The 15,171-nt window shown below is 60.3% G+C and carries 12 protein-coding genes and 1 pseudogene; 8 read left to right on the top strand and 5 right to left on the bottom strand.

Annotated elements, in window-relative coordinates:
* Positions 1-58 precede the first annotated feature (58 nt).
* Positions 59-124, top strand: a pseudogene (locus tag AC3WQN_RS16035) (hypothetical protein); the annotation flags it as partial.
* Between the two features lie 448 nt (positions 125-572).
* Here AC3WQN_RS16035 and AC3WQN_RS16030 read toward each other — a convergent pair.
* From AC3WQN_RS16030 to AC3WQN_RS16015, 4 genes are all read right to left on the bottom strand, one after another.
* Positions 573-1,475: an RHS repeat-associated core domain-containing protein gene (locus AC3WQN_RS16030; protein ID WP_103399973.1), complete on the bottom strand. Its 903-nt coding sequence runs from the start codon at positions 1,473-1,475 to the stop codon at positions 573-575.
* Between the two features lie 103 nt (positions 1,476-1,578).
* Positions 1,579-2,208, bottom strand: a complete 630-nt coding sequence (locus AC3WQN_RS16025; protein WP_103399974.1) for a glutathione S-transferase — start codon at positions 2,206-2,208, stop codon at positions 1,579-1,581.
* 178 nt (positions 2,209-2,386) lie between these two features.
* Positions 2,387-2,821 (bottom strand): site-specific integrase, encoded by a 435-nt coding sequence (locus AC3WQN_RS16020; RefSeq protein ID WP_256587259.1) that lies wholly within the window; start codon positions 2,819-2,821, stop codon positions 2,387-2,389.
* Between the two features lie 32 nt (positions 2,822-2,853).
* The gene (locus AC3WQN_RS16015) at positions 2,854-2,994 is read right to left on the bottom strand and encodes a hypothetical protein (protein WP_256587260.1); all 141 of its coding nucleotides are present in this window, start codon (positions 2,992-2,994) and stop codon (positions 2,854-2,856) included.
* Positions 2,995-3,554: 560 nt separating this feature from the next.
* Here AC3WQN_RS16015 and AC3WQN_RS16010 point away from each other — a divergent pair.
* Positions 3,555-4,877: a DUF1329 domain-containing protein gene (locus AC3WQN_RS16010; protein ID WP_103399975.1), complete on the top strand. Its 1,323-nt coding sequence runs from the start codon at positions 3,555-3,557 to the stop codon at positions 4,875-4,877.
* A gap of 250 nt (positions 4,878-5,127) precedes the next feature.
* On the opposite strand, the gene AC3WQN_RS16005 is transcribed toward AC3WQN_RS16010, so the two are convergent.
* Positions 5,128-5,787, bottom strand: coding sequence for a MarC family protein (locus AC3WQN_RS16005; protein WP_103399976.1), 660 nt, complete (start codon positions 5,785-5,787; stop codon positions 5,128-5,130).
* A gap of 528 nt (positions 5,788-6,315) precedes the next feature.
* Here AC3WQN_RS16005 and AC3WQN_RS16000 point away from each other — a divergent pair.
* From AC3WQN_RS16000 to AC3WQN_RS15975, 6 genes are all read left to right on the top strand, one after another.
* Positions 6,316-6,633 (top strand): hypothetical protein, encoded by a 318-nt coding sequence (locus AC3WQN_RS16000; protein WP_103399977.1) that lies wholly within the window; start codon positions 6,316-6,318, stop codon positions 6,631-6,633.
* Entirely contained in the window at positions 6,618-7,496 is an 879-nt protein-coding gene (locus tag AC3WQN_RS15995; protein WP_103399978.1) for a transcriptional regulator, read from the top strand. Before AC3WQN_RS16000 ends, AC3WQN_RS15995 begins: the two co-directional genes overlap by 16 nt.
* Positions 7,489-8,046 (top strand): hypothetical protein, encoded by a 558-nt coding sequence (locus AC3WQN_RS15990; protein WP_103399979.1) that lies wholly within the window; start codon positions 7,489-7,491, stop codon positions 8,044-8,046. Before AC3WQN_RS15995 ends, AC3WQN_RS15990 begins: the two co-directional genes overlap by 8 nt.
* Before the next feature lie 204 nt (positions 8,047-8,250).
* Entirely contained in the window at positions 8,251-11,064 is a 2,814-nt protein-coding gene (locus tag AC3WQN_RS15985) for a bifunctional glycoside hydrolase/polysaccharide deacetylase family protein (RefSeq protein ID WP_103399980.1), read from the top strand.
* Positions 11,057-14,623 (top strand): tetratricopeptide repeat protein, encoded by a 3,567-nt coding sequence (locus tag AC3WQN_RS15980; protein WP_256587261.1) that lies wholly within the window; start codon positions 11,057-11,059, stop codon positions 14,621-14,623. The genes AC3WQN_RS15985 and AC3WQN_RS15980 overlap by 8 nt, the downstream gene beginning before the upstream one ends.
* 29 nt (positions 14,624-14,652) lie before the next feature.
* Positions 14,653-15,171, top strand: a complete 519-nt coding sequence (locus tag AC3WQN_RS15975; protein ID WP_103399981.1) for a penicillin-binding protein activator LpoB — start codon at positions 14,653-14,655, stop codon at positions 15,169-15,171.

Raw genomic sequence — 15,171 nt, 5'->3', positions numbered from 1 at the left:
AAAACGCCTTCGCGAACCCTTGCTATGATTTCTGAGGATTTCATCGCAGGGATCGCCCATGAAGCGCTTTATCCAAGGTGAACATCGAGGCCAAGGCACCTTACTTCCCGAGAACCTCGACGACAGTAGAAAAGGGGACAGTAGAAAAGGGGACCAGTAGAAAAGGGGACGGATTTATTTATAGGACATATTGACCGCTTCTGGTCGGCTGCTGCCGGTCACCAAAGGCTGCAATCCACAACCCCAAGTAGCCCTTCGCGAAAGACCGCTAACGGCTGTGGATTCGCGGATAAAGCAAAAAAATAAATCTGTCCCCTTTATTGCTCTTTATTGCTCCAATATCACCGCCAACTGGGGTAGCGCGGCCCATGATTGGAAGAACGCCATGAATCAGTTTGCGATCCTGTACGGGGATCGATTCATCAGGTCGACCTGGTGAAATGAAGGCCTGCCTAATGGTAGGCCGTTACCGGCCCGCACACAAAAAATCTGACAGTCCCACGGATTAATATAAATAAATCCGTCCCATTTCTCTCTTTTCTCTCTTCAGTCCCTTTTCTCTCTGCCTCGTATCAACTACGTATTTTTTTCAATTTGCCGGGCAATTCACTAGTGCTACCAGGATTTATGTTCACAGTTGAAGAGGGCCTAAAGTGGACGTTTTCATTGTACTGGCTAGGGAGTTGCGAATTAATTCTGCCTCCATTCAACCTCGTGCGGGGTTGAACTGAATTAGTTGCGGCAACCAGCTCCTGCCTTCTGGCAATCGCTGATGATCTGGGCACGCTCAGCCCCGTTCCTACTAGAAATAAACCTAAACTGATCAACGCAGCGGCACCAATATAATCTAGAGTCGTTTTATTATCTTTTTTCAAAATCTCGATGCCACCAGCAACACTACCTATTCCTGCCGCGACAAAAAATATTGCTGCTATAGCACGACCAAAATGTCCGGTTTTATCCACTTTGGTTACTGGATCGCCCGAGCAATACGCATACGAATTAACCCCACCCTCCCCAAACGGACTCCAACTGTCCGGACTGTTGAACCGCATCAACACCGGATTGAACTGCCGATAGCCATTACCCAAATGATAATGCCCGGTCACCGGATCCGGCCGTTCGCCGTTGAAACCGAGCAGGCTAAGTAACCCATTTTCCGCCGGGCGATGGCCATAGGGCATGTAGGCGAGGGGATGAGGACGAAGGGCGTCGAGGGCGTTCAATACCGAACGTTGTTGGTCCGTTGCCAGCAGTGTGGTGGTCGGGACATCCAGGTGCATCTGTTGCGCGAGCAACTGCTCGTCATGCTGAAGAAAGCTCCAGTGAGTCGCGCCTTGGATCTCGGTGGTTAGCCGGTTTTTGTTGTGAAAATGCTGGATGGTTGGCTGTTGCAGCACTCTGCAGCCGTTCTGGCGATCCAAGGGATCGTAGTGGTAGCGACACAACTCGATTGAGCGAGATGAGGAGGGCATCGACGGAACTCCGTGCAAGGTCCCAAAAGCAGGACCTACAGCATCGGAGTTTTTTCAGGTGTTGCCAACTAGCAGAACTGCTAGGTACTGGGCCTTGCCGGCTTCACACCTTCGGCGCAGTCGCCAGCATCGACGGGCGCTGGCTGACGTCGGCATACCAGGCGGCGAGTTGCGGGTTCGATGTGCGCCATTGCAGATTGGGATGGCGCAGGTCCAGGTAACCCAGGGCGCAGGCGACGCTGATTGCCGCCACATCGAAGTGGCAGGTCAGCTCGGCAATCGCGTCTTTTTCCAGCAATGCCAGGGTGCGAAGGATCTTGTCGCGCTGGCCGTCGAGCCATTCGTCCCAGTGCTTCTCTGGGGCACGCAGGGCGACTTCGTAGCGCACCAGCACGGCCGCGTCCATGATCCCGTCGGCCAGCGAAGCGAGGGTCAGGCGTCGCCAGCGAGCCGATCCTTCGCGGGGGATCAGCGGGTTACCGACGTGCTGGTGGTCGAGGTAGTCGAGGATGACCCGGCTGTCGTGGATGATGTTGCCGTCGGCCAGGCGCAGAGCCGGGATTTTGCCCAGGGGGTTGTCGTCGACCAGGGTCAAGTCCGGGTTGACCGGGGTGAGCACGCTGGCCTGCAACGCCACGCGGTCCTGTTGTCCGGTTTCGTGCAGCAGCACCATGACTTTGCGAACGAAGGGGGAAAGCGGGTTGTGGTACAGGGTCATGCTCGGGGCGGACATGGCAGCGTCTCGACCGAAAAGGGGACCGATTTATTTATAGATTTATTTATAGGACATATTGACCGCTTCTGGTCGGCTGCTGCCGGTCACCAAAGGCTGCAATCCACAACCCAAAGTAACCCTTCGCGAAAGACCGCTAACGGCTGTGGATTCGCGGATAAGGAGACGGACTTATTTCTCATGCGTGTGAGAGCAAAAAAATAAATCTGTCCCCTTTATTGTCCTTTATTACTGTCCCCTTTATTACTCCTTTATTACTGAGTTGGAGCCGGCGGATCGTGGTGGAAAGCGTCGCATCACCTTCGGCTGCGGCCTTCGTGGCTGCTTTCTCTCGGGCTTGATCCCAGCGATTTCTCAGCATGGCATAACTCATTCTCAAGCCTGCTTGGTTGGTGATCAGGCTTGAACTTTTGACTCCATTCATCGCTTTGCGTTCGAGCAGTGCTTCGAGGAAGACGCTGAGCGCCGACGCGTCGGCTCCTTCGAACAATCGGATGCGCAGGCGTTTCTCGGTCTTGCCCCGGCCCACCAGCAGGAAACCATTGTTGAGGTCGTTGGTTGAGGCCTTCAGCACATCGGCCGGCCGTTGAGCGGTCAGAAAGGCCAGGTCCATCGCGTCTTGTAGTTCAGGTGGCGCCTGGGCGATCACCTGAGGGTGATCGCTTCGATAGACGCGGCGTCGAATGCGCTGCGTACCTGCTTCAGCCCCTTCATGTAACCCTTCTGCGTGCCCGGCTTCGGCCCGGGGATGAACTTCGATTCGTCATCGTCAAATAGTCGACCCATCTACATCTCCGATTTTCGCGCTGATGCCTCAAGCGGTGGCACATGGTTCGTGTGGGCAAGCACTACGGCATTAGCGAAGGCAAGGCCCGAGAGTTGGCAAGGGCAGGGGCTGCCTGGATTAATTGTGCTGTGAGCGAGGTCAGAGCTGCTGCTTGACGTGAGTAACGGTAATTCCATACGACTTTGATAAGGCGCTGCTGGTCCTGACTGAAGCAACCACGGCCGCCATCCCCGCGGGATATTCCGGGTCTGTCATGAATAGCCAAGCGACTGTCGTCGAATGAAAAGCTCCCCCCCATTTGGGGGGCCTTAATGTCAGTCATAAAAACGCATCTGGCGATTGAGCCAGTCTGGTCGCCCACAAGGCGAACATAACCAGGCGGGCAAGCTGCAGGCCGGCGCAACGCGATGATTTTGCCAGCCCTGTGTGAATGCACTGCCAGCCTTGGAAGGTCGTTATCCGAGGGGGTGTGTACAGCGTACTGCCGCTTGAACCGCCGGATGCGACTGCTTCGCTTGAGTCACGAGTTGCTTGGTACGCTAAGCAGGAGAATAACAATATGAAATTCGTGAAAAGTCTTCTGGCTGCTTCACTCCTCATGGCGCTGGCTATTGATGCACAGGCATTGGTGTCAAGTCAGGAAGCCGCCGAACTGGGTACCCGCCTGACGCTGGTGGGGGCTGAAAAGGCCGGTAATGCCGATGGCTCCATTCCGCCTTATCGCGGTGGCCTGACCACAGCCCCGGCCAGCTTCAAGGCCGGTGATAGCATGCGCCCGGACCCCTATGCGCACGAGAAACCGCTGCTGGTGATCAATGGCAAGAACGTTGACCAGTATAAGGGCTTGCTGACGGCCACCACTGTCGAGTTGGCCAGGCGCTATCCGGGCTACCGCATCGACGTGTATCCGACCCACCGCACCGCTGCGCTGCCGCAGGCGGTACTGGACAATAGTCGCAAGAACGCCACCGCCGCCAGGTCCCTCGACGATGGGATAGCCTTCGACAATGTATTGCCCGGTGTGCCGTTCCCGATCCCGCAATCGGGTGCCGAGGCGATGTGGAATTTCCTGCTGCGCTACCAGGGCGTCAACATCCATTCCAAGTACGACTCCTGGAGCGTCGACTCGGCGGGGGTGCCGAGCCTGGTTGTCACCGGCGCGGCATACGCCTCCTTCCCGATTTACGAGAACATGTCGAAGCCCATCAACAACTCCGACCTCTACTACCAGTTGAAACTGTCCTATACCGGACCTGCGCGGCGAGCCGGCGAGTCGATTATGCTCAAGAACGCCACCAATCCGCTGCAGCGTCCTGGCCGTGCCTGGCAGTACATGCCGGCCCAGCGCCGGGTCAAACAGATTTCGATCCTGGCCTACGACACACCGAACCCCGGTACCGCCCGTGCCCTCGAACTGTATGACTGGACGCTGGTGGGCAAGCAGGAAATGATCGTGCCCTACAACACCTACAAACTGACCTATGCTCGGGATGCCGCGTCGCTGACCACCCCCAATTACATTTCCCCGGACTTCGTCCGCTGGGAAAAACACCGCGTCTACGTGGTGGAGGGCAACCTCAAGCCCGGTGCAACGCACATCTACCAGAAACGCCGCTTTTACCTGGATGAAGACACCTGGGCCGCTCTGGCCTCCGATCAGTACGGCATGAGTGGCGAGCTTTATCGTGGCTCCTTCGCTTTCCTCAGCCAGAGCTATGACCAGCAGGTCCCGGATGCCACCCCTTTCATGACTTACGATCTGTCGCGCGGCTCCTACAACATCAATGGCGTGGTAGGCCCTCATGGCGGTATTCGGTATATCGAGCCGCTATCGACGGCGCAGTGGGTACCAGAGTCCATGGCGGGTGCCGGCATTCGCTAGGCGATACAACGCCAGATCATGCATGACCGATAAATCACAATCCCTCCCGGTTTTGAAAGCAGGTCAGATACTGTCGATGCGAATCAGGGGGATTGTGTCCATTGCGAGGTTTCCAGTCACCCGACCAGAAAGATCTTGTCTTCAAGAAAGTGAAGTGCTCCGCAACGGTACGCGACGCAAGGGACCGTGCCGCTTCTCCAGGCGCCGGGTTGCGTCGGTACGAGTACCTTCACAACCCACCCTTCAGCCACTACTTCACGACGCCATTGAGCAGTACCCCGTAGGACTGCAGAAACTCAACCGTGCCGTGGAAGATCAAACCGACACCCATGGCGGAGACGAAGAAGCCGACGATGCGGGTGGCGGCATCTATGCCTTGCGGGCCGATTTTCTTGAGGATGTTCTTGGCGTAGACCAGGGACAGGTAGACGGTGAGCATGGTGGCGCAGATGGCCAGGGCGACTACGGCGAAAGAGATCACGGCGCGGTCGGAGTCCTTGATGGTGCTGGTCAGGCCGATCACTGTGGCGATGGCGCCCGGGCCGAACATGATCGGCATGGCCAAGGGAATGAAGGATACGTCCTGGTTGCCCTTGCCTGCGCTGGGGATCAGGTTGCTGGCGGGCGAGGGGGCGAAGAGCTCGAAGCCGATACGCATCAGGATCACCCCGCCCACTACCCGGATCATGCTCAATGGCACCTCGAACAGGCGCAATAACAGGTTGCCGAAAATGAGGAAGAAGAACATCAGCAGCAGCGCGTAGAAACAGGCCTTGCGTGCCACCTGGCGGTGTTCGGGGTCGCTCTTGCCTTGCAGCAGGCCGAGGAACACCGGGATGGCCTCCAGGGGATTGATGATTGCCAGTAGCGTGGTGAACATGCCAAGGAATTGTGTGATGTGCGCGTTCATCAGGTGCGTACCGGTTTGGGGGCTCCTGAATTACCTTAGTCCAAACGCCGCGCCTGCACCTGACAAGCCTCCGGCCGTCGATGGTTGATCCGGCACAGACTGGGCCAACAAAAAGGCGCTTTGGTCGACTGGGTGCGCTCGTTGCCTGGACGGCGACACTCATCGTGGCGCGGGGTAAGCCGGATCCCGGATTTGCATCTTTACAGGTGTAGAGCCTCCACGCCGAGCACAGCATGACTGAATGATCATCACCCCCACCTATTTCATGGACATTCATCGCTTTTCAATACTTTCATCGTCCGTCCGGGCGCCGCTCATTCCAATTCACAGCGGCCTTTGGAGGGCTATGCCTTAATGCAGCGAATTGGCCGGGATCAAAGAGGGTGTTTGATCCGCGGCGACCGTTGTTGGGCCCGACCAGGCAGCAGGCCCGCAATCGATACCTGAGCGACACACGCCCGTTCTCCCGAACATGTCGATGGGCACCGGCTCTCTGATCTGACCTGAACACGCCGCCCGGAAACCCCAATGATCACTGCCGATACGGTCTTTCTTGTCATGGATGATGCTGATGCCCTGCGCACGATCAATAGCCGCCCGTTGCACCTGTTGGCGCAAAACAGCCGGCCGTTCTTGAACAAGATCAATCTCTCGACTGAACTGTACAAGAGCGAAACCAGGCGCCAGGGGTTACACGCAAGTGAAATGACCGAATCCTTGCAACCACACGCTGAGGCACGCAATGACTGCTTAACTCTGGATGTCGACAACCATGCGGACCTGACGCGTTTGCTTATCGGCTTTCCACGTGCGCAAGGGGGTCAAGGGCCATGGGCCGAGTGCTGATCGATGAGCAGGTTGTCTTCGATGAGGACAGCTTCCTGCTGTTTCGTGTGGATGCGCCTGACGTGGCGCCCTTGCGCCTGGGCGCGACCACCAGCAGCTGCCTGGCCTTGTTGCTCCGGTCGGGAGGGGCCGTGGTGCGCAAGCGCGAGTTGATGGAGGGTGCCTGGGGTCAGTATGGCCTGGAAGTGACCGACAACAGCCTTGCCCAGTCGATTCGCCAATTGCGCCTGGCGCTGGAGACGCTGCAGCCGGGGCGCGAATTCATTCAGACGCTGCCGCGTGTGGGCTACAAGCTCGCCGATGGCGTGCACACTCGAGCGTTGCAGGCAGCCGGGGAGGAGGCGGCTTCGACTCCCGACTCGCGGGAGATTGACCACGATTTGCCGGATTACGCGGCGTCAACGTTGCTGCCGGCCGAGGACGTCGAGAGCGTTGTCGCACCCTCAACCGCTTCACCTGGGCCTGTCGAGGGTGGCATGTCGAGCGTATTGGCGCGGGCAATGTCTGCGTATAAATACTGGGGACTGTTGATCGCCTTGATCCTGTGGGGTATCGCCAGTTTTTTCCTGGGAGTCGTTCTCCAGACGCCGATGTTGAACACCGATCTCCCGGTATTTGCCCCCTCGGTGACGATAGAAGGCATGCGTGTGCATGTGCCGGCTGATGGCCTGCACTCCCTTACAACCCCCCAGTTGCAGACCTTGGCCCAGCGCAGCCAGCAGTTGGTGCAGTTACTGGGTATCTCGTCGAGCAGCGCAAACCTGTACCTGATAACGGTGTACCACAGGGAGCACGCGATCCTCTGCGAAGGAGAGCTGGAACTGGCCAGGTCCCGCTGCGTGGGAGTGCAGTTGTATGACTAAACGCAGCGTGACCGCGATCTGGTGCCTGGCCTTCGCCCTCGTCGGGGTGATGGGTATTGGGCTGGGGCGTTTATCGGTGGGGCAACCAGTGCCGATGGACCTCTGGTGCGATGGCGAGAGCGCGCGGCAAGTACAGATCAATGCACGTCCCGCCTGGATCATGACTCGATTCAGTCTGGACTTGAGTCCTTCGGACTTGAGTCATTTACGCATGGCGACCCGGGTGATCGATGCGGATACCAGGGCGGAAATCGGTGTCATGAATCGCTATAGCGCTTTTCGAGTGAAGAAGTATGGCTCTCGGTTAATGGTCGAGGTCGACAGTAGCCTCAAGAGTAATACCGATAATATGAGTCAAGAACAATTGAACTCACTCGATCTATTTATCTTCCAGCCCAAGTCCAGCTTGAGTTACTGGATGCAGCCACTGGGTGAAACGCGTTACACGATTGATGTCGGTGAAAATCTATTTGTGTTGTGCAGCAGGAGAAGTCCGCTGAAACCATGGGCCCGCGTGGTGATGGTGCTGGCACGCAGTAGCCGTATATAAAAAGTGAAGCATGGTTGTATTCGAAGGTTCAGTGTTCATGTGGTTGAGACTTATTCCTTGACTAGTTCTCTTCTTGTATTGCCCGGATGAAGTAGCCACCCCCATCGCCGCAGGCATGGCGCAACTTACCCGCAGTCTTTACCCCCGGCAGTCTTGCTTCCCGGTATGCAAACGGTATCGGTTCAGCCATTGAAAAAGTGAATTATGGAAAACGCTTTTCGCAGAATTCGCGCTGGCTCGGCGTTCAAGCGCTTGCTGGCCGCCTTGATGGTGTGTTCGACAGGGCCCACCGTCCAGGCCGCCACATTGCCGCCGCCCAGCAGCGTGGTCTTTTGGTACGCCGACAAGCCCCCGCTCCTGGAACTGGCCCAGTTCGACTGGGCGGTCGTGGAGCCGGGGCATCTGTCCGTTGCCGACGTCAAGACACTGCGCAGCCAGGGCAGCTTGCCGTTCGCCTATCTGTCGGTCGGCGAGTTCCACGGTGGCCAGGCAGAGCTCGACATGGCGTCCCTCACGGAGGCGGTCAGCCCTGTACGTAATGGCGCCTGGGGCAGCCAGGTGATGGACCTCACCGCCGCAGCCTGGCGTGAGCACCTGTTCAGCCGCGCCAAGGCCTTGCAGGCGGACGGGTATGCCGGGGTGTTCCTCGATACGCTGGACAGCTTTCAGTTACTGCCCGAGTCGGCGCGAGAATCCCAGCGCCTGGCACTGGCCAGTTTTTTGCGTGAATTGCATCGGCGCCAGCCGGACCTGCGGTTGTTTTTCAACCGTGGTTTCGAAGTCCTGCCGCAGCTCGATGGCGTGGCGTCGGCGGTTGCCGTGGAGTCAATCCACGCGGGCTGGGATGCGGCTGCCAAGCGTTATCGGCCGGTACCCGAGGCGGACCGCCAGTGGTTGGAGACCCAGTTGCAACCCCTGCGAACCAAAGGCACGCCACTGGTGGCGATCGAGTACCTGCCGCCGTCCCGCCGTGACGAAGCCCGCCAGTTGGCCAAGCGCCTGAGCAAAGAGGGGTTCGTTCCGTACATTGGCACGCCTGAGCTGAACACCCTGGGCATCAGCAACATCGAAGTTCAGCCGCGTCGAATTGCACTGCTTTACGACCCACGAGAGGGGGATCTGGCCTCCAGCGTCGGGCATACCCTGCTGGGTGGGTTGCTGGAATACCTGGGCTACCGGGTGGATTACCTGGCCGCGGATGCTTCGTTGCCGGAGCAGGGTTTCAGTGGCCTGTATGCCGGTATCCTGACCTGGATGACCAGCGGTCCGCCTCCGGACAGCCAGGCATTCAACCGCTGGCTCAACCTGCGGCTGGATGAGCGGGTCCCGCTGGTGTTTTTCGCCGGTCTGCCGGTTGAGGACGATGGGCTGCTCAAGCGCCTGGGGTTCAGTCGTGCGCCGGCGCGAGCCCTGCAAACCTTGCGTATCACCCATCAGGACCAGTCGCTGATCGGGGCATTCGAGGCGCCTGTTCAGCCTAGAAGCCGTGAGTTGCTGGCGATTTCGCTGTTACCTCGAGGCCCGAAGGCGGTGTTGTCGCTCACGGCTGAAAGCGGCCAGGAATATTCGCCAGTGGCCGTCGCCGACTGGGGCGGGCTGGCCCTGGCGCCTTACCTTCTGGAATCGAACAACGAGCGCTCACGCTGGATTCTCGATCCTTTCGCGTTTCTCCAGGCCGCCCTGCATTTGCCTGCGCTGCCACGCCCGGACGCCACCACGGAAAACGGCCGGCGGATCGCCACCGTGCATATCGATGGCGACGGCTTCCCGTCCCGGGCGGAAGTGCGCGGTATGCCCTATGCCGGCCGGCAGGTACTGGATGGCTTCGTGCGGCCCAACCCGTTCCTCACCTCGGTATCGGTGATCGAAGGTGAAGTGTCACCGCAGGGCATGTACCCGTACCTGGCCCTGGAGCTGGAGCCCATTGCCCGCGAGCTGTTCGCCGAGCCGAAAGTCGAAGTGGCGACACATACCTTCAGCCATCCGTTTTTCATGCAACCGGAACTGGCCCGCAAGAATGCCCACCTCACGGCGGCATATGGCTTGAAAATGGCGATTCCGGGCTATGACACCATCGACTTCAAACGCGAAGTCGTGGGTTCGCGCGATTACATCAACCAGCGCCTGACCACCCCTGACAAGCCGGTCAAGCTGATCTTCTGGTCGGGCGATGCCTTGCCATCGCCTGCCACCGTCAAGCTGGCCTACGACTCAGGCCTGAAAAACGTCAACGGCGCCCAGACCATGCTGACCCGGGCCGATCCGTCCCTGACCGGCTTGAGCCCGTTGCTCAGGCCGACCGAAGGTGGCCTGCAGTACTACGCGCCGATCATCAACGAGAACGTTTACACCAATCTGTGGAACGGGCCGTACTACGGCTTTCGCGACCTGATCGACACCTTTGAGTTGACCGACAGCCCGCGCCGCATGCGCGGCCTGCACCTGTATTACCACTTCTATTCGGGCACCAAACAGGCCTCGATCAAGGCCGTGAACGACATCTACCGCTACATGAAGGACCAGCAACCGATTTCGCTGTGGATGAGCGATTACCTGGATCGTGTTCACGGGTTGTATCAGGCCAGCCTGGCCCGTACCGCCGACGGCGACTGGCAGGTTCGCGGGATGGATGCATTGCGCACCTTGCGCCTGGATCCGCAACTGGGCTGGCCAGACCTGGCTCGCTCGCAAGGCGTGGCCGGTGTGCGGGATCTGCCGCAGGGGCGTTATGTGCATTTGAGCAGCGACCGGGCGTTGCTGGTGTTGCGGCCCGACAGGGACCCGCGGCCGGCGCTGGAAGAGGCCAATCTGCCGTTGCTGGACTGGCGTTATCTGGCTCCCCGGCGCGTGCGCTTTTCCTTCGCCGGTCAAGTCGAGCTGAACTTCTCCGTGCGCTCCGCTACCGCCTGCCGGGTAGAAGTCGATGGGCAGCGATTTGCCGGCACGGCCGCTGCCGGCCTCTGGCATTTTCAACTGCCCCTCAAGCAGGTGAGCCAGGGGCAACTCATCTGTGACTGAGGACGTCCGCCTGCTCAATCCGTGGGTGCTGGCAGTGGTTGCCGGTGCCGTGGGCGGTCTGTTGCTCCTGGTTTTCCAGCCCGAGGCCGTATTCCACCCTGATAGTCGTCAACCGGACGCGGTATCGGCCAACTATGCCGCGCTGCTGTTGATGGCCCGTCCGGACAATGACCGATTGCGCCTGCAACTGGTGGACCTGCTGATCCAGCTCGGTGACACCGTCAAGGCTCGTCGTTACCTGGAGAGCTGGCCGCGACCGGTGCCGGCACTGCTTGATTACTACCGACTTGAGCTCGACAGCCTGGCGGTGACCGGTGCTCACGAGACCCTCGAGCAGCGGGCGCGGCTGGAGGCGATCGATCGTCAGTCATTGCCCTTGGTGCAACTGCAGCGCCTGGCCAGGCTGGCGTTGCGCCTGCAGGCACCGGCGATTGCCGCGCTGGTCCATGAAGAGCTGGCGAGCCGCGATCCGCAGCAGCGCAGGGCGTCCCTTGACGCTGCGGCGCAGTGGTACCTGGCCGGGGAACAGCCGGAGCGTGCCGCCGACATCTATGTGCAACTCTGGCAGGGCAGCGAGCATCCTGGAGACCGTCGTCAATACGCGCGGCAGGCTTTCGACAGCCTGCTGGCGAGCGGACGCGGCGAGCAAGCGATAGAGGTACTGGCCGATGAACTCGACGCGCTGGAGGGGCCACCCATCGATGTCGCCTGGTTGGAGCAGGGCGCCGATATTGCGCTGGCGAACACGCGTACCGAATTGGCCATGCAGTTTCTTGAGCGGTGGCGCAGCGTGCAGCCGGACAACCCCGACCGACTGGGCAAAGACTTCCGTCTGCGCCTGGCGCTGGGCGACTTGCCTGGTGCCAGGGAGAGTGGCCGGCAATTGTTGATCGAGCATCCGCACGACGTGTACGTGCTTGAGCAGTTGGGCCTTCTCGCGCAATGGCGCGGCGAGCTGGACGAGTCCCTGGATTACTGGACCCGGCTGTTGGACCTGGGTGAACACCCCGAGATCCGCGAGCGTGCCTGGCGTCTGGCAATGCACCTGTTCGACTTTGACCGCGCGATCCCGTTGCTGGCCGTCATCATGGACCAGCGAGCACTGACCGATGACGAGCTTGAGGCGTTGGTTTACAGCCAAGACTCGCGGGGCACCCCGGAGCAGTCTGAAGCCTGGTTGCGGGCTTACTTGCATCAGTACCCCGGGCATCGCCTGGCCTGGAGCAAATTGCTGCTGAACCTGGACAGTACCGGACAGCTGACGGCCAAGGCGATGGCCTACGAAAACCTGTCGACACATTTCGAGCTGACCTTGCCCGAACGGCTCGACAGGTCTCGTACGTACCTGAAACTGTTCGATAACCAGGCGGCCTGGCAGGTGCTGCAAGTGGATAGCCGCACCCTCGTGGATAAAGGTTTCTGGCATGCGCGGGCGGCGTTGGCCTGGGATCTCGAGCTTGACGACGCACTGCAGGAGGCCCTTGAACAGCTGTTGAGTCTCGAAGGCTCGCTCAGCCGTGCTGATGAGGATCGGCTTGCGGCCCTCTACCATGCCCGCGATCCGCAGCGGGCCTTGAGCCTGCTGGTTGCCGGCTGGCAGCGCAGCCACGAACCACCGTCCTTGATCCAGGCGCTGCAACAGGCCCGGGCGCTTCAGGACTGGACGCAGATCAGCGCGTTGCTCAACGACGCCGAGCGCTATCCGGCCCTCTATGACCTGCCGCAGGTCCTGGCGATGCGTGGTGCCTTGGCCGTGGAGCAGGGGCGCTTCGATGAGGCGGCACAGGTGTACCTTGCGGGGCTGGCGCGGTATCCCGACGACAAGCGGTTTCGCGAACACCTGATGTGGTTGTACGTGGATCAGGGCAACGTTGCCGCGCTCGGGCCACTGGTGAGCAAATGGCGTGTCCTGGCACGCCAGGAGCCGACGCTGTGGCTGGCGTTTGCCAGTGCCAGCCAACTGCTCGGCCGTAACCGCGAGGCCCTGGCCTGGTATCGCCTGCACCTCAAGGCCCATCCTCAGGACTGGCTGGTACAGGCCGCTTACGCCGATGCGCTGGACAGCGCCGGTTATCAGGATGCCGCGCAGCGCCTGCGCTTGAAGCTGATACGTGACCTTGATAGTGAAACGCTGCAGCCATCCTCCGAGCGGTACGCCACCTGGTTGCGCCTGATGGCCGCCAGCTACTCGCCGCGCAAGGCTCAGCAACAGGTGCTGCAGTGGCAGGACGGTTCTCCGGCCATGTTGCAGCTGTGGTTCGAACGTCTGCTGGCGAGCCTCGATGCTTCCAATCAGCCCGCGCAAAAGGATCAATGGCTGGCGTGGGCACGCGGCCAGGGTTTGCGGGTTGAGCGTTACGAGCAGATTCAGGAAGCCCTGCGCAGCCGTAACACGGCCCAGGTCGAAGCGCTGTTGGGCAATGCCGATCTGAACCCGGCGCAGCGCGCCCAGGCCCTCAGCCGCCTGGGGCGTCACGTCGAGGCCTTGGGCGTAAGCCTGACCGAGCTGGGTGATGAGCAACCCCAGGCCATCCGTGAGCAACTGCGGCGGCAGGCGGTGGAAGGTCACGAGCGCACGCCGCAGGGGGCACAGCTGGCCTGGCATGGACAGGATTTCGGCGGGCTCGAATTCAACGGGCCGCGTCTGCGGGTCGCTCAAAGCCTGGGTGATCAGTGGCACGCCAACCTTGAACTGGAGCAGGGCACCTACGATAGCGATCAGTTGATCTCATCACGCCTGGGGCAGGAGCGTAACGCCGAGCTGACCCTGCAGCGTCAAGTGGAGCGCGGTCATTACACGCTGGTCCTCGATACCAGCCAGCGCCAGGACGATGACCGCAACGGTTTCGGCCTCAGCCGGCATTGGCAACTGGGTGCGGGTGACGAGCTCGAAGCCGGTTTCGACTGGCACCGCGAGAGCGAGGACAGTGGCCTGATGCGCACATTCGGGCAGTACGACGGCGTCCGGCTGGGTGGCCGCCATGGATTGACCGCCCGTGACCAGCTCAGTTGGGAGGTGGCCCAGAAGTCATTCTCCACCCGGGGTGGCGACGCGCTGGGCAATGGTCAGGATCTGAAGGCGGAGTATGGCCACACGCTGCAGTTCGAAGGGCCGGCCTGGACCTTGCGCAGTGGCGTCGCCTACCAGCACAACCAGGTGGACGATCGTCCTCTGGACTCGTTGTCCAGCAACAACGGTGGCCCGGTCAGGGTCGAGCCGCCAGACCCGGATAGTCCGCTTGATCAACCCACCGTGGTCGCCAGCGACCTGCTGCAGAGTCGTTACGGCCTGCTGTATCTGGGCAGTACCTGGCGTCGAGGCATGCCGGGCGCGCTGAGCCGGGCGCACCCACAGTACACCTGGCTGGTGGACGTGACGGTTGGCTGGCAGTGGCTGGATCGAACCGTCAACTACGGCATCAACACCGGGATGGGCATGGAAGTGCTGGGTAATGACGAACTGGCCCTCACCGCGGGCTACCAATCCGAGCCACAAGGCGGCAACGGGCAGGCGGGCGGAACCCTGGGTGTGAGCTACAGCGTGCGCCTTGGGCGCTGATCATGGAATTTCTAGAGGAACATCAAGCGATGCAAGTGATCCGTAATCTGAGTCTGGGCCTGGCGGTCTTGCTGATCGCCAGTTGCACCCGCTTTACCGGCGACGCCGGCCCGAACCTGCCGCGTCAGGCGCAGTGGGGCATTCTGCCCATGGTCAACTATTCGCAGACACCACAAGCCGGTGAGCGCAGCGAGCAGATCCTGCTCAGTGCGATCAGCCGCCATGGACTGCAGCCACGCGTCTACCCGGTCAGCACTCAAGGTGAGCAGGCCCTGATGGATGACAACGAACGCCTGGCCGGCGCCATGGACTGGGCGCGCGCCGAGCAGCTCGACTACGTGATCATGGGCAGTGTCGAGGAGTGGCAGTACAAAAGCGGTCTGGATGGCGAGCCGGCGGTGGGTGTCAGCCTGCGTGTGATGGACGTGCGCAGCGGCCGCGTGCTGTGGAGCAAAAGTGGGGCGCGGGCCGGCTGGTCCCGTGAAAGCCTTGCCGGCACAGCACAGCAGGTGATCGAACCGCTGGTTGATAGCCTTCGGTTCGAGTGA

It is taken from the genome of Pseudomonas sp. FW300-N1A1, assembly GCF_058789115.1.
This window is presented reverse-complemented; position numbering and strand designations above follow the sequence as displayed.

Coding starts and splice junctions, on each gene's coding strand:
- AC3WQN_RS16030 (WP_103399973.1), bottom strand. CDS start 1,475: ATGCCCTCCTCATCTCGCTCAATCGAGTTGTGTCGCTACCACTACGAT.
- AC3WQN_RS16025 (WP_103399974.1), bottom strand. CDS start 2,208: ATGTCCGCCCCGAGCATGACCCTGTACCACAACCCGCTTTCCCCCTTC.
- AC3WQN_RS16020 (WP_256587259.1), bottom strand. CDS start 2,821: ATGGACCTGGCCTTTCTGACCGCTCAACGGCCGGCCGATGTGCTGAAG.
- AC3WQN_RS16015 (WP_256587260.1), bottom strand. CDS start 2,994: ATGGGTCGACTATTTGACGATGACGAATCGAAGTTCATCCCCGGGCCG.
- AC3WQN_RS16010 (WP_103399975.1), top strand. CDS start 3,555: ATGAAATTCGTGAAAAGTCTTCTGGCTGCTTCACTCCTCATGGCGCTG.
- AC3WQN_RS16005 (WP_103399976.1), bottom strand. CDS start 5,787: ATGAACGCGCACATCACACAATTCCTTGGCATGTTCACCACGCTACTG.
- AC3WQN_RS16000 (WP_103399977.1), top strand. CDS start 6,316: ATGATCACTGCCGATACGGTCTTTCTTGTCATGGATGATGCTGATGCC.
- AC3WQN_RS15995 (WP_103399978.1), top strand. CDS start 6,618: ATGGGCCGAGTGCTGATCGATGAGCAGGTTGTCTTCGATGAGGACAGC.
- AC3WQN_RS15990 (WP_103399979.1), top strand. CDS start 7,489: ATGACTAAACGCAGCGTGACCGCGATCTGGTGCCTGGCCTTCGCCCTC.
- AC3WQN_RS15985 (WP_103399980.1), top strand. CDS start 8,251: ATGGAAAACGCTTTTCGCAGAATTCGCGCTGGCTCGGCGTTCAAGCGC.
- AC3WQN_RS15975 (WP_103399981.1), top strand. CDS start 14,653: ATGCAAGTGATCCGTAATCTGAGTCTGGGCCTGGCGGTCTTGCTGATC.